Consider the following 14,214-nt stretch of genomic DNA (forward strand, 5'->3'; position numbering starts at 1 on the left):
GCTCCGTCGTCCATTTATTAAGGAATTCAAATGCAAGCGGCAACTGTTGTCATTAACCGCCGCGCTCTGCGACACAACCTGCAACGTCTGCGTGAACTGGCACCTGCCAGTAAACTGGTTGCGGTGGTGAAAGCGAACGCTTACGGCCATGGTCTGTTAGAGACCGCGCGAACGCTCCCTGATGCGGACGCTTTTGGTGTCGCTCGTCTTGAAGAAGCTCTGCGACTGCGCGCGGGTGGGATCACGCAACCCATCCTGCTATTGGAGGGTTTTTTCGATGCCTCCGATCTGCCGACCATCTCCGCACAGCGGCTGCATACTGCCGTGCACAATGAGGAGCAGCTTGCGGCGCTGGAAGCGGCTGAACTGGCGGAACCCGTCACCGTCTGGATGAAGCTCGACACCGGGATGCACCGTCTGGGCGTACGTCCGGAGCAGGCTGAGGCGTTTTATCAACGCTTGACCCACTGTAAAAACGTGCGTCAGCCGGTCAACATCGTCAGCCACTTTGCCCGTGCAGACGAACCCGAATGTGGCGCGACGGAAAAGCAGCTCGATATCTTCAATCGTTTTTGTGAAGGCAAGCCGGGACAGCGTTCTATTGCCGCATCTGGCGGTATCCTGCTGTGGCCGCAGTCCCATTTCGACTGGGCGCGTCCGGGGCTAATTCTGTATGGCGTATCGCCGCTGGAGAATCATTCCGCCGGGACTGATTTTGGCTGCCAGCCGGTGATGTCGCTTACCTCCAGCCTGATCGCCGTGCGCGAGCACAAAGCGGGCGAACCTGTTGGCTATGGTGGAACGTGGGAAAGCGCGCGTGACACGCGCCTGGGCGTGGTGGCGATGGGCTATGGCGACGGGTATCCGCGTGCAGCGCCGTCCGGCACGCCGGTACTGGTCAATGGTCGGGAAGTGCCGATTGTTGGTCGTGTGGCAATGGACATGATCTGCGTTGATTTGGGGCCAGAAGCGCAGGAAAAAGCCGGCGATCCGGTGATTCTGTGGGGCGATGGTCTGCCCGTTGAACGCATTGCTGAAATAACGAAAGTAAGTGCTTACGAACTTATCACGCGCCTGACATCAAGGGTAGCGATGAAGTACGTGGACTGAATCTGGCTGTCTGCCGGATAAAGCGGTTCTGCCGCCATCCGGCAATAATCCTCTCAACATCCTCTCGATCTTCTCCCGCTTCCGGTTTATTGTGTTCTTATCCCCTGCCTGTAAACCTGGAGAACCACCACGTGTTTCAAAAAGTTGACGCCTACGCCGGCGACCCGATTTTATCGCTCATGGAGCGCTTCAAGGAAGATTCACGTCGTGACAAAGTGAATCTCAGCATCGGTCTGTATTACAACGAAGACGGGATAATCCCTCAGCTTAACGCCGTAAGCGAAGCGGAAGCCCGGCTCAATGCTCAGCCGCAGGGTGCGTCGCTGTATTTACCGATGGAAGGCCTGAACAGCTATCGCCACACCATTGCGCCACTACTGTTTGGTGCAGAACACCCGGTTCTTCAGCAGCAGCGCGTGGCGACGATTCAGACGCTGGGAGGATCAGGTGCGCTAAAAGTAGGTGCGGATTTTCTGAAGCGTTACTTCCCTGATTCTGGCGTCTGGGTCAGCGATCCGACATGGGAAAACCACATCGCGATTTTTGAAGGGGCTGGATTCGAAGTAAGCACTTACCCCTGGTATGACAACACGACTAACGGCGTGCGCGTCAACGACCTGCTGGCAACCTTGAACACCTTACCGGCTCGCAGCATTGTACTGTTGCATCCGTGCTGCCATAACCCGACCGGTGCGGACTTGACGCCCGCGCAGTGGGATGCGGTTATCGAGATTCTGCAAGCGCGCGATCTAATCCCTTTCCTTGATATTGCCTATCAGGGATTTGGCGCGGGAATGGAAGACGACGCCTATGCGATCCACGCCATTGCCAGCGCTGGATTGCCTGCCCTGGTCAGCAACTCGTTCTCTAAAATTTTCTCTTTATACGGTGAGCGTGTCGGCGGCCTTTCCGTGGTGTGCGAAGACGCTGAGACTGCGGGTCGCGTGCTGGGGCAGTTAAAAGCCACGGTGCGTCGTAACTACTCCAGCCCACCTAACTTTGGTGCGCAGGTAGTTGCCGCCGTGCTGGGCGATGATGCGCTTAAAGCCAACTGGCTGGCGGAAGTAGAAGCGATGCGTACCCGCATCCTGGCGATGCGTCAGGAATTGGTCAATGTTCTCCATGCCGAGATACCGGGCCGTAACTTTGACTACCTTCTGCAACAGCGCGGTATGTTCAGCTATACCGGGTTGAGTGCCGCCCAGGTCGATCGCCTGCGTGATGAATTCGGGGTTTACCTGATCGCCAGCGGCCGCATGTGCGTCGCCGGGTTGAATCACGGTAACGTCCAGCGTGTGGCAAAAGCGTTTGCTGCTGTCATGTAACCGGATTTGTCATTTCTCGCACAGTGATGCCGGATGGTGGCGTAAACGCCTTATCCGGCCTACAAAGCATTGGATTTTTCGTTTGTAGGCCTGATAAGCGTCGCGCCATCAGGCACGCTTTTTCTGTGTGATCATCCTCTTTTTCTGTAACAAAACGAGAGAAACCCCTTCCTTTCACCTTCCCCAGGGGGTAAGGTCAGATAGTTTTTTGACCAGTTGTTAATAAAAAAATGATAACTAGCTGACTACTTAGGGAAAAATATGCGCAAGATTACGTTGGCACTTAGTGCCGTTTGCTTATTGTTCACGTTAAACCATTCCGCCCAGGCTTTAGTTTCTTCCCCCTCGCAGCTTAATCCAGGCACCAACGTTGCAAAACTCGCTGAGCAGTCTCCGGTTCACTGGGTCTCTGTTGCTCAGATTGAAAACAGCCTGACCGGACGCCCGCCAATGGCCGTCGGATTCGATATTGATGATACCGTTCTTTTTTCCAGCCCGGGTTTCTGGCGTGGCAAAAAAACCTGGTCCCCGGAGAGTGAGGATTACCTGAAGAATCCGGCGTTCTGGGAAAAAATGAACAATGGCTGGGATGAATTTAGTATTCCAAAAGAAGTCGCGCGTCAGTTGATTGATATGCATGTTCGTCGCGGTGACAGCATCTTCTTTGTCACGGGACGTAGCCCGACAAAAACCGAAACCGTGTCTAAAACACTGTCCGATAACTTCCACATTCCATCCGCTAATATGAATCCGGTTATCTTTGCCGGTGATAAAGCCGGGCAGAACACCAAAACGCAGTGGTTACAGGATAAAAACATCCGCATGTTCTACGGCGATTCCGACAATGACATCACCGCCGCGCGCGACGTAGGTATTCGCGGTATTCGCATTTTGCGCGCCTCCAACTCCACCTATAAACCACTGCCGCAGGCCGGGGCATATGGCGAAGAGGTGATTGTAAACTCAGAATACTGAGGGTACAGGTTCTTTATTGGTGATTTTTTAAACAAATTTGCGTTGCTGGCTTTTACCTTTGGCAGAGTTGCTGCACACTGAGTAAAAGATGTTCTCATTAGGCGAGCTGCTGGTAAGGGGAATAAAGATGACGAACTCGGAGTTGCTGCAATACTGCATGGCGAAAACAGGTGCCGAACAGAGCGTGCACAGCGACTGGAAAGCCACGCAAATTAAAGTCGAAGATGTGCTTTTTGCGATGGTAAAAGAGGTGGAAGAACGCCCTGCTGTGTCGCTGAAAACCAGCCCTGAACTGGCCGAGTTATTGCGCCAGCAGCATAGCGATGTCCGGCCAAGCCGGCATCTTAATAAGGCGCACTGGAGCACGGTGTACCTGGATGGTTCGCTGCCAGATTCACAAATTTACTATTTGGTGGACGCCTCATATCAACAGGCTATCAAGACGCTGCCAGAAGATAAACGCAGGATGTTGGCGCAGTTCTGAGCCTTTTTGCCGGATGCGGCGTAAGCGCCTTATCTGGCCTACAACCCAATACGTCTATCCTGTAGGCCCGATAGCTTGCGCCATCGGGCATGAGTAACTACAGCAGTGGTTTGAGGAAGCGGGCGGTGTGTGAGGCTTCACACTCTGCAACCGTTTCCGGCGTACCGGCAACCAAGATTTCTCCGCCGCCGCTACCCCCTTCCGGACCGAGATCGACAATCCAGTCGGCCGTTTTAATCACGTCCAGATTATGCTCAATGACCACGATGGTGTTGCCCTGATCCCTGAGCTGGTGCAGCACGTCCAGCAACTGCTGAATATCCGCAAAGTGCAGACCGGTAGTCGGCTCATCGAGGATGTACAGCGTTTGTCCTGTACCGCGTTTTGATAACTCACGCGCCAGCTTCACGCGCTGGGCCTCGCCGCCAGAAAGGGTTGTTGCGGACTGCCCAAGGCGAATATAAGTCAAGCCAACGTCCATCAGCGTTTGCAGTTTACGCGCCAGCGCCGGGACGGCATCAAAGAACTCACGCGCCTCTTCAATGGTCATATCCAGCACTTCGTGGATAGTCTTGCCCTTGTACTTGATCTCCAACGTTTCACGGTTATAGCGCTTGCCTTTGCACTGGTCACACGGCACGTAGATATCCGGCAGGAAGTGCATCTCAACTTTGATTACGCCGTCGCCCTGACAGGCTTCACAACGTCCACCGCGCACGTTAAAGCTGAAGCGCCCTGGCGTGTAGCCGCGCGCGCGTGATTCCGGCACGCCAGCAAACAGTTCGCGGACGGGTGTAAATACGCCGGTATAGGTTGCCGGGTTGGAACGTGGCGTACGACCAATGGGGCTCTGGTCGATGTCGATAACTTTATCGAAATGCTCCAGCCCCTGAATGTCGCGATAAGGTGCAGGTTCAGCCAGCGTGGCGCCGTTGAGCTGGGTCTGAGCAATCGGGAACAGCGTGTCGTTTATCAGCGTTGATTTACCGGAACCGGATACGCCGGTAATACAGGTAAACAGGCCAACCGGCAGCGTCAGGGTGACATCTTTCAGGTTGTTGCCGCGCGCACCGGTGAGCTTCAGCACTTTTTCCGGGTTAGCGGGCACGCGTTGTTTCGGCACTTCAATCTTGCGCTTGCCGCTCATATACTGGCCGGTCAGTGACTCAGGCACTGCCATAATGTCATTGAGCGTACCCTCCGCCACCACCTGTCCACCGTGGACGCCCGCGCCTGGACCGATATCGATCACATGGTCAGCGGCGCGAATCGCATCTTCATCGTGCTCAACCACAATCACGGTATTACCCAGATTGCGCAGATGGATAAGCGTACCCAGCAGGCGTTCGTTATCGCGCTGGTGCAGACCGATGGACGGTTCATCCAGCACGTACATTACGCCGACCAGGCCCGCACCGATCTGGCTTGCCAGACGGATACGCTGGGCTTCGCCGCCGGAGAGCGTTTCGGCCGAACGCGACAGCGTCAGGTAGTTCAGACCGACGTTAACCAGGAACTTGAGGCGGTCGCCAATCTCTTTAAGGATTTTCTCCGCAATCTTCGCCCGTTGACCGGCAAGTTTGAGATTGTTGAAGAAATCCATCGCATGACCGATGCTCATGTCAGAAATAGTAGGCAGCGGTGTGTTCTCAACAAACACGTGGCGCGCTTCACGACGCAGGCGCGTGCCTTCACAGCTGGCGCACGGTCGGTTGCTGATGAACTTAGATAATTCTTCGCGTACCGCGCTGGATTCCGTCTCTTTATAACGGCGCTCCATATTGTGCAGCACACCTTCAAACGGGTGACGACGTACGGAAGTATCACCGCGGTCGTTCATATATTTGAATTCGATATTCTCTTTGCCGGAACCGTACAGCACCACTTTGTGAACCGTTGGGTTCAGGCTGGCCCACGGGGCTTCTATGTCGAACTTATAATGCTCTGCCAGTGACTTAAGCATCTGGAAGTAATAGAAGTTACGACGATCCCAGCCACGGATCGCGCCGCCAGCCAGCGATAGCTCTGGGTTTTGGATCACGCGGTCAGGGTCGAAATACTGCTGCACGCCGAGACCGTCGCAGGTAGGACATGCGCCCGCCGGGTTATTGAACGAGAACAAGCGGGGTTCCAGCTCGCGCATGCTATAGCCGCAAATCGGGCAGGCAAAGTTGGCGGAGAAGAGCAGCTCCTCCGCTTTCGGGTTGTCCATATCGGCAACCACCGCCGTGCCACCGGAGAGATCCAGCGCGGTTTCAAAAGACTCCGCCAGACGCTGTGACAGGTCGTCACGGACTTTAAAGCGGTCGATGACCACTTCAATGGTATGTTTCTTTTGCAGCTCCAGCTTTGGTGGATCGGACAGGTCACACACTTCACCGTCAATACGGGCGCGGATATAACCCTGGCTTGCCAGATTCTCCAGCGTTTTCGTGTGTTCGCCTTTGCGCTCTTTGATGATCGGTGCCAGCAGCATCAGGCGCTTGCCTTCCGGTTGTGACAGCACGTTGTCCACCATCTGGCTAACGGTCTGCGCTGCCAGCGGTACGTCGTGATCCGGACAGCGCGGCTCACCGACGCGGGCAAACAGCAGGCGCAGGTAGTCGTGAATTTCGGTAATGGTGCCTACCGTGGATCGCGGGTTATGGGATGTCGATTTTTGTTCAATTGAGATGGCTGGCGACAGCCCCTCAATGTGGTCGACATCCGGTTTTTCCATCAGCGACAGGAACTGACGCGCATACGCGGAAAGCGATTCAACGTAACGACGCTGCCCTTCGGCATACAAGGTGTCGAAAGCCAGCGAGGATTTGCCTGAGCCCGAAAGCCCGGTGACGACAATCAGCTTGTCGCGCGGGATGACGAGGTTGATGTTTTTGAGATTATGGGTGCGGGCGCCCCGAACTTCGATCTTATCCATTCATCTTTCCCGGATTAAACGCTTTTTTGCCTGGCTGCATGGTGCTACCGGCGATCACAAACGGTTAATTATGACACAACCTGACCTGAATGGATATACAGTATTGGAATGCAAAACGCAGGTGTCTGTGTAACAATGTCTGGCTGAGGTTGTTTACTGGAATCCACCTCTCAACGTAGTAAAAGCGCTATTGGAAATGCTACAATCCCGCGCTTACACTTATTAAGAAACGTTTTTCAGGAGACACGATCATGGCCAGCAGAGGCGTAAACAAGGTGATTCTCGTCGGTAATCTGGGCCAGGACCCGGAAGTACGCTATATGCCGAATGGTGGTGCAGTTGCCAACATTACGCTGGCTACTTCCGAATCCTGGCGTGATAAAGCGACCGGCGAGATGAAAGAGCAGACTGAATGGCACCGTGTTGTGCTGTTTGGCAAACTGGCGGAAGTCGCCAGCGAATATCTGCGCAAAGGTTCTCAGGTCTACATTGAAGGTCAGCTGCGTACCCGCAAATGGACCGATCAGTCAGGTGTCGAGAAGTACACGACTGAAGTTGTTGTGAACGTCGGCGGCACCATGCAAATGCTGGGTGGTCGTCAGGGCGGCGGTGCACCGGCGGGCGGTAATGCAGGTGGCGGTCAACAGGGTGGTTGGGGTCAGCCTCAGCAGCCGCAGGGTGGCAACCAGTTCAGCGGCGGTGCACAGTCTCGTCCGCAGCAGTCCGCTCCGGCAGCGCCGTCTAACGAACCGCCAATCGACTTTGACGACGACATTCCGTTCTGATCGTGATTTAACGATTATTACCGTAATGAATGAAAAGCCCCATTTAAAATGGGGCTTTTTTGTATTTGACGATCTTCTCACATATAATATTCGAATATTTTGCAAGGAAAAAACGAAATATAATCATTGTTTATAATTGCTATTTTAATATATGCAATTAATAACATTGATAGTAATCAAATTTAAATAAACTATTGCGAAGTTATTTGTTTCATGATTCAAAAAATATTGACAGCGTGATGTACCGCATTAAATAATGCTCTGAGATTGTCAATTCATCATTGATACAAGTGTATTGCTCTCCGATCTCTTTTTATTAATGAGGATTTGATAGTCGTCTTGATATTTCTATATTCTTTTGTACTTCGGAGTCTATATATGTATCAATGGAAGAATAACGCTAAGGTAATATTGCCTTTAGCCTTGTCGGTGAGCATTAGTAATGCGCTATATTCTGGGGCAGCATTCGCTAAAGATTATACACTGAACTATATCGGTAAGGACCCCGAGCTCCCTGGTATCAGCATCAAAGATACGATTGCCGGCGACAACAACTACGATTTTACGGTTAAAATTGATAATCCTGTGCGAGGCGAAGGTAACGGTCTTGAGGTCAAGATTGGCAACATCACGAGTGATCAGGGCGGTGAGTATCATATTGGTAATTACAACGTCAATATTAGCGGGACCACGGAGCAGGAGCATCGTGCCGGGTTAGCCTTCTTTGGGTTGTCTGCAGAAGGCAGTGACACCAAAGTGACTGTCGACAATTTTAGTCTTAAAAATAATTTCCTAATTGGCAATAAGTACACACACAACAATACTGCGTTATATGTAGGCGGTGGCGCGGATGTGTCTGTGAACGGCAATGTGTACATTCGTTCTGAAGTTGAGCACACCAAACAGGGCGAAGATGCAACGCTGGCCAATAACGGAATTTATGCGCGGGGCGCGGGTTCAACCATTACGGCAAACGGTGGCGATGTTTACATTAATACCTATGCCAGTAACTTTAAAGAACTCCTGGAGAACAATAGCGGTTACCCGGAAGGCTCATCAAAAAGTGATGCGGTCAGTGCTAAAGACGGTGGTGTCGTTAATATTAATCAGGCTGGAGGCAACAAGGTTAATCTATTAGGTAACCTCGACTTCGGTGATAAACTTTATTCTAATACAAGCCAGATGAATATTACGCTCAATGGTGCAGACTCATACTGGCATGGGCATGAAGCTAATTACTTTGATGAAAAAACCGGGAAATGGAGCGGCGATCTCAACCTTACGCTGGCGAATAACGCCCACTGGATCCCCGATGGTAAAGATGCGGAAATCAGTGCCATCACCCTGAAAGACGGCGGTACGGTAAACCTGCATGGTTTTAACCTGCACACCAATCAGAGTATCAACGAAACCGTTAAAATTCATGATTTGAAAGGGAACAACGGTATTTTCCTGATTGATGTCAATACCAATAAAACGGATGAGCAGCGACGTAACGGCAGCGACTTCATTGAAGTTGTTAAAAGTAGTACCGGCGGTACACATGCGATTGAAGCGTTGAATATCAACAAGCTCACTGATTTGAAGGAAGATATCTGGGTTGCCGATGCGGCAAGTAATGTGATATTCGAAGCGTACGATAAAGTCGATATTACGAACGAGTATGTGTATGACTATAAACCACTGCTGCGTTCTGATATCCGTGAAGGCGATCCGCAAAGCCAGTACGGTACCAACTGGTATATCACGGGTGTTTCGACGAAAGCCAGCGCAGGTAGTAACACCGTGATCGCCAATGCTGGGCTGAACTACGCAATGGCGACCGCCCGTCTTGAAATCGACAGCCTGAATAAGCGTTTAGGCGAACTCCGCCAGGATCAGCAGCAAAATGGTCTGTGGATACGCTATAAAGGTGGTGAAATAGAGAGTGATACTGGGAGCTACTTCAAAAACCTGTATAGCTTCTGGCAACTCGGTTATGACAACAAAGACGAAGGCGAATCGTCTGTCTGGACGCGAGGGATTGCCGCGCATTACATGAGAGGCAATGCCGACTTCACTTATGGTACTGGCGATAACAAGAACTACGGTGGTTCACTTTATGCTGCATGGAATCGCCCAGAGAAACAAGATTACCTGGATCTGGTGCTGAAATATAGCCGCCATGAAAGTGACTTCAATTACAGGAACACATACGGCAACTCTGGCTTTGCAGATAGCAGCACATGGTCAATCAGCGCCAGCGCAGAATACGGTCGCGAGTTTAGCTTAGGAAACTCTACGTTTATCGAACCGCAAGGTCAGCTCGTGTATACCTATCTGGATGAGGCCAGTTACACCACCAGTAGTGGGTTGAAAGTCCGTCAAAACGATATAGACAGCGTTATTGGCCGTGTCGGATTGCGCGGAGGCTATCGGTTTGAATCGCGCCCGGATAGCGATATTTACGTGAAGCTGGATTTGCTGCATGAGTTTGCTGGCGATCGTGATGTCACCGTTTGGGGTAAAGATGCCGCACTGAAAGTGAGCGAAGGGGGAAGTGACTCCTGGATCAACTATGGTATAGGTACCAATATCCATCTCACTCAGAACAATAACTCCCGGTTGTATGTTGATCTGGAAAGATCGGCGGGAGGTGACATTGATATGAACTGGCAGGTTAACGCGGGTTTCCGTATGGAGTGGTAGTTCATAGCTTTGAATGGGTTCACTTAACCTAAAAATAAGCGTCCGATTGAAATTTTAGTTCAGTCGGACGCTTTCTTTTGATCAGTTTAATACCATCGGCCACTCTGGCGGCGTATGGCTCATCACTTCTACCATCACAGACTGGATGTTATTCCAGATAGCGGACACGTCCATCAGGGTGATGCCGAGCAATCCGGTTGCAAACCAGCAGGCGAAAACCAGCCCTAAACCGCTGCTGATAACGGCCAGGCCAATATAATCTGATTTACGAAAACGGATATTGAGCGTGCTGGCTAAAAACATCAGCACTGCGCTCAGCAGTTGCCACCGCAGAAGAACTACGCCAGTTGTTATTGTTGCCATGAAAAACGTCCTCAAAAAGTCTTGATGCCCAGGACAGCACGGGGTTGTTCACAACAGGTGTGGCACTCTGGCTATCGGCGGGCATGCACATCAATGAAACACTGTTTCTGTTACATGATTTTTGTGAACTATATCACATCTGTTCGTTTGTTCACCAGTGCGGGACGCTCTTTTTATTGGTTAATAACCTTTATTTAATTGTGGTTATGGGGTGTGGTGAGCGAATGCATCATTCGTAATAGAAGGTGTATTTACGCTGCTTGTTATCTTTATCCTAAATTAATCTTTAAAAAAATTTATGTATTTTTTATGCGAAGCCCGTATAACGCGTATAAAACATTACGACTTTTACAGTGTGCTATTTTCAAATAAGCTTAACTTTAAGTTTGCCTTACGGAAAAAGAATATCATCATCCGCTATTATCAGACTTTTACATAGAGACGGCGGTTGCGAATGTTGATAGATTCATACAACTTAACTAGCCGGCGTTTATAGCATCCTGCCTTGATGGGTACTGGCATATACGATACAGGGAAATAGGGCTGACATGACTCACAGTGCGCGACGTAAGACGCTGAGGTTCCTTGGAACACTCACGGTGGTATTGCTCCCCGTGGTACTGGCGTTATGGTTTGCTCATGTCAGGGCGACGTCCGAAACCCGCAATCAACTCCGCACTTTTGCGCAGCTGGCCCTCAATAAAACGGAGCTGGTGATCCAGCAAGCCGATCTCGCGCGTGATATGGCACAACTGTATCAAGGGGAGATGTGTACCCCGGCGCATCAAAAAAGTATGCTGAATATTATTCGTGGGCGTTTATATATCAGCGATCTCATTTATGCGCAGGGCGATCATTTTTTGTGCTCAACGTCGATGGTGCCGCCAGCCTCATATATTATGCCCACCGCTGACTATAAGCGGACGCCGGACATCTCCATTTATTACTATCGCGATACGCCGTTTTTTTCTGGCTACAGAATGACGTATATGCAAAGAGGAAACTACGTTGTCGTTATCAATCCTTTATCCTACAGCGAGGTCATGTCTGATGATCCGGACCTTGCCTGGGGTGTCTATGATACGGTAACGGATAGCTTTTTCTCTGCCAGTGAAGGGTCAAACGTTGCGCAATTACTGCCGCTGGTACGCGGCGATGCCCCGACATTCCAGCAAGACGATCGTTTCTATACCATCGTGCATTCAGAAAAGCGGCCCATTGCGGTTATTGTGTCGACCACGGACGATCGCGTTGATCAGAATTTCTATCATGAAGCTGTACTAACGCTCCCTTTCGGCGTGATCTGTAGCATCCTGATCCTACTGATGTGGTGGCGTACGCGCCAACAATACTATTCTCCTCGCCGTCTGTTAAAACGCGCGCTCAAAAAACGCCAGCTTTGCCTGCATTACCAGCCGATCATTGATATCAAAAATGGTCAATGCGTTGGGGCCGAGGCGCTGTTGCGCTGGCCCGGTTGCAAAGGTGAGGTCATGAGTCCGACAGAATTCATTCCGCTGGCGGAAAAGGAAGGGATGATTGAGAAGATAACGGATTATGTGGTCGAAGAAGTGTTCAACGATTTGGGCTATTTTCTGTCAGCACACCCTCAGCTTTACATCTCAATAAATCTCTCTGCCTCCGACTTTCATTCATCCCGGCTGATCGCGCTGATTGCTGAAAAATCACGCGACTACTCTGTACGTTCGCAGCAAATCAAGGTTGAAGTCACCGAGCGCGGATTTATTGATTTGCAGAAGATGACCCCGGTTATTCAGGCATTTCGTCAGGCGGGTTATGAAGTCGCGTTTGATGATTTTGGGACTGGGTATTCCAATCTGCACAATCTGTCTTCGTTGAATGTGGATATTCTGAAGATCGATAAATCGTTTATCAGTACGCTGACCACCAACAGTACCAGCCACATGATTGCCGAACATATCATCGAAATGGCGCAAAGTTTACACCTGAAGACAATTGCAGAAGGGGTCGAAACAGCGGATCAAATCAGCTGGCTGCTGGAGCGCGGCGTACAGTTTTGTCAGGGATGGTACTTTGCGAAAGCATTGCCGCCGCAGGAGTTCATGCACTGGGTTAAGCGCTCGCCCGCCATACTGACGCAGGGCGGGCAATAATTCTACAAACGATGGCGATAGTCGCTGGGGGTTCGATCAAACTCGCGGCGGAACACACGTGAGAATGTTTGTTGCGATACATAGCCGAGATCCATCGCAATATCAAAAATAGGTCGCTCAGTATTGCGTAGCTCAACGGCGGCCAGCAGCAGTCGACGCTGACGAATATAGTCGCCTAACGTCTGGCGCATCACCGTACGGAACATTCGCTGTAAATACCACTTTGAATAACCTGATTTTTTCGCGACCGCTTCGATATTCAGCGGTTGGTCGATATGTTCATCAATCCATTCAATAAGTGTCTGAATAATTTGCTGATGGGACATATGGCAGCCTCTTTCTCAGTATTCGATTCGTCGTTTTGTCTGTCGGCGAGTATAATTCCTCAAGTTAACTTGAGGTAAAGCGATTTATGGAAAAGAAATTACCCCGGATTAAAGCGCTGCTCACCCCTGGTGAAGTGGCAAAGCGTAGCGGCGTGGCAGTATCGACCCTGCATTTCTATGAAAGCAAAGGGTTAATCAGCAGCATGCGCAATAGCGGTAATCAGCGTCGATACAAACGAGATGTGCTGCGTTATGTGGCCATCATCAAGATTGCTCAACGGATTGGTATTCCGCTGGCAACAATTGGTGATGCGTTGGGTGTATTACCCGAAGGCCACTCGCTCAGTGCGAAGGAGTGGAGGCAGCTTTCTTCACAATGGCGCGAAGAGCTTGACCGACGCATTCATACTCTGGTGGCACTACGCGATGAGCTGGACGGCTGTATTGGCTGCGGCTGTTTGTCACGCAGTGATTGTCCGTTGCGTAACCCAGGCGATCAGCTTGGTGAGCAGGGGACTGGGGCGCGATTGCTGGAAGATGATTGATGAGTTTGAAACCGGTGATGGGTATAAAACTAAAGCGCCACAACTGGGCGCTTTAGTTTGGTTCCGGTCTTTGTCTTTCACTCTATCCCGCTGGTTCACGGGAGGGTTTCCCCCGACATCAACACCCCTCAGTCGAGCACGTAGTGGAGGTTCCGGTCTGTGTTGATAAAGTAATTGTAAGCCACCCCAGGACAATTGCCAGTCAATTGGCGGTTTTTTAGCCGAAATTTTTCCTGCATCTTCACCTGTTTTCCTGTGCGACTTTTCGCCTGAAATAGTAGCGCATGTTGCAATAACCCAGCGAAATTTGTTGCCAGATTGCGCATTAACGATAACGTTTGCGCATCGGTTGGCTATTTCTTGTGCGCTATAAGAAGAAATGCATAAAAAGCGGCAAAGTTCTGTTGAAAACCGCCGTATGATCGCAGGATAATCGTTTGCTTTTTTTTACCACCCGTTTTTTATGCGTGAAGCTAAACGTTTGCTTTTTTGCGACACCCCTTTTGGCGCAAACCTGGCACATGGAGAAAACGTTTAGCAGGCAGTGGATTGTCCATC

At 50.8% G+C, this 14,214-nt stretch carries 11 protein-coding genes; 8 read left to right on the forward strand and 3 right to left on the reverse strand.

Annotated elements, in window-relative coordinates:
- The first annotated feature begins 30 nt into the window (after positions 1–30).
- The 4 genes from alr to FDX22_RS26790 all read left to right on the forward strand — a co-directional run bounded on the left by alr (position 31) and on the right by FDX22_RS26790 (position 3,894).
- On the forward strand, positions 31–1,110 hold the full coding sequence (gene alr / locus FDX22_RS26775; RefSeq protein WP_115259702.1) for an alanine racemase: 1,080 nt from the start codon (positions 31–33) through the stop codon (positions 1,108–1,110).
- Positions 1,111–1,241: 131 nt separating this feature from the next.
- Positions 1,242–2,435 (forward strand): aromatic amino acid transaminase, encoded by a 1,194-nt coding sequence (tyrB, locus tag FDX22_RS26780; protein ID WP_146718036.1) that lies wholly within the window; start codon positions 1,242–1,244, stop codon positions 2,433–2,435.
- A gap of 261 nt (positions 2,436–2,696) precedes the next feature.
- Positions 2,697–3,410 carry an acid phosphatase AphA gene (gene aphA, locus FDX22_RS26785; protein ID WP_117343604.1) on the forward strand — a complete coding sequence of 238 codons (714 nt, stop codon included), beginning with the start codon at positions 2,697–2,699 and terminating at the stop codon, positions 3,408–3,410.
- 127 nt (positions 3,411–3,537) lie between these two features.
- Positions 3,538–3,894, forward strand: coding sequence for an MmcQ/YjbR family DNA-binding protein (locus tag FDX22_RS26790; RefSeq protein WP_096758708.1), 357 nt, complete (start codon positions 3,538–3,540; stop codon positions 3,892–3,894).
- A gap of 97 nt (positions 3,895–3,991) precedes the next feature.
- On the opposite strand, the gene uvrA is transcribed toward FDX22_RS26790, so the two are convergent.
- Positions 3,992–6,814 (reverse strand): excinuclease ABC subunit UvrA, encoded by a 2,823-nt coding sequence (gene uvrA / locus FDX22_RS26795; RefSeq protein ID WP_096758707.1) that lies wholly within the window; start codon positions 6,812–6,814, stop codon positions 3,992–3,994.
- A gap of 251 nt (positions 6,815–7,065) precedes the next feature.
- Between uvrA and ssb1 the strand changes: the two genes are divergently transcribed.
- The gene (ssb1, locus tag FDX22_RS26805) at positions 7,066–7,599 is read left to right on the forward strand and encodes a single-stranded DNA-binding protein SSB1 (protein ID WP_096758705.1); all 534 of its coding nucleotides are present in this window, start codon (positions 7,066–7,068) and stop codon (positions 7,597–7,599) included.
- 378 nt (positions 7,600–7,977) lie between these two features.
- Positions 7,978–10,287, forward strand: a complete 2,310-nt coding sequence (locus FDX22_RS26810; RefSeq protein ID WP_146718037.1) for an autotransporter outer membrane beta-barrel domain-containing protein — start codon at positions 7,978–7,980, stop codon at positions 10,285–10,287.
- Between the two features lie 81 nt (positions 10,288–10,368).
- Here FDX22_RS26810 and FDX22_RS26815 read toward each other — a convergent pair whose 3' ends face one another.
- Positions 10,369–10,650 (reverse strand): YjcB family protein, encoded by a 282-nt coding sequence (locus tag FDX22_RS26815; RefSeq protein WP_096758704.1) that lies wholly within the window; start codon positions 10,648–10,650, stop codon positions 10,369–10,371.
- 548 nt (positions 10,651–11,198) lie between these two features.
- Between FDX22_RS26815 and FDX22_RS26820 the strand changes: the two genes are divergently transcribed.
- Positions 11,199–12,785, forward strand: a complete 1,587-nt coding sequence (locus FDX22_RS26820; protein ID WP_115259698.1) for an EAL domain-containing protein — start codon at positions 11,199–11,201, stop codon at positions 12,783–12,785.
- A 2-nt stretch (positions 12,786–12,787) separates the two neighbouring features.
- Here FDX22_RS26820 and soxS read toward each other — a convergent pair whose 3' ends face one another.
- Entirely contained in the window at positions 12,788–13,111 is a 324-nt protein-coding gene (gene soxS / locus FDX22_RS26825; protein ID WP_096758702.1) for a superoxide response transcriptional regulator SoxS, read from the reverse strand.
- Between the two features lie 86 nt (positions 13,112–13,197).
- Here soxS and soxR point away from each other — a divergent pair, with 86 nt between their 5' ends.
- Positions 13,198–13,656: a redox-sensitive transcriptional activator SoxR gene (gene soxR, locus FDX22_RS26830; protein ID WP_096758701.1), complete on the forward strand. Its 459-nt coding sequence runs from the start codon at positions 13,198–13,200 to the stop codon at positions 13,654–13,656.
- Positions 13,657–14,214: the final 558 nt, after the last annotated feature.

The organism is Citrobacter sp. TBCS-14 (assembly GCF_005280805.1).
Classification (GTDB): domain Bacteria; phylum Pseudomonadota; class Gammaproteobacteria; order Enterobacterales; family Enterobacteriaceae; genus Citrobacter; species Citrobacter gillenii.

Excerpts from the sequence above, each read along its gene's own strand:
- alr (WP_115259702.1), top strand. The coding sequence starts at position 31 with ATGCAAGCGGCAACTGTTGTCATTAACCGCCGCGCTCTGCGACACAAC.
- aphA (WP_117343604.1), top strand. The coding sequence starts at position 2,697 with ATGCGCAAGATTACGTTGGCACTTAGTGCCGTTTGCTTATTGTTCACG.
- FDX22_RS26790 (WP_096758708.1), top strand. The coding sequence starts at position 3,538 with ATGACGAACTCGGAGTTGCTGCAATACTGCATGGCGAAAACAGGTGCC.
- uvrA (WP_096758707.1), bottom strand. The coding sequence starts at position 6,814 with ATGGATAAGATCGAAGTTCGGGGCGCCCGCACCCATAATCTCAAAAAC.
- ssb1 (WP_096758705.1), top strand. The coding sequence starts at position 7,066 with ATGGCCAGCAGAGGCGTAAACAAGGTGATTCTCGTCGGTAATCTGGGC.
- FDX22_RS26810 (WP_146718037.1), top strand. The coding sequence starts at position 7,978 with ATGTATCAATGGAAGAATAACGCTAAGGTAATATTGCCTTTAGCCTTG.
- FDX22_RS26815 (WP_096758704.1), bottom strand. The coding sequence starts at position 10,650 with ATGGCAACAATAACAACTGGCGTAGTTCTTCTGCGGTGGCAACTGCTG.
- FDX22_RS26820 (WP_115259698.1), top strand. The coding sequence starts at position 11,199 with ATGACTCACAGTGCGCGACGTAAGACGCTGAGGTTCCTTGGAACACTC.
- soxS (WP_096758702.1), bottom strand. The coding sequence starts at position 13,111 with ATGTCCCATCAGCAAATTATTCAGACACTTATTGAATGGATTGATGAA.
- soxR (WP_096758701.1), top strand. The coding sequence starts at position 13,198 with ATGGAAAAGAAATTACCCCGGATTAAAGCGCTGCTCACCCCTGGTGAA.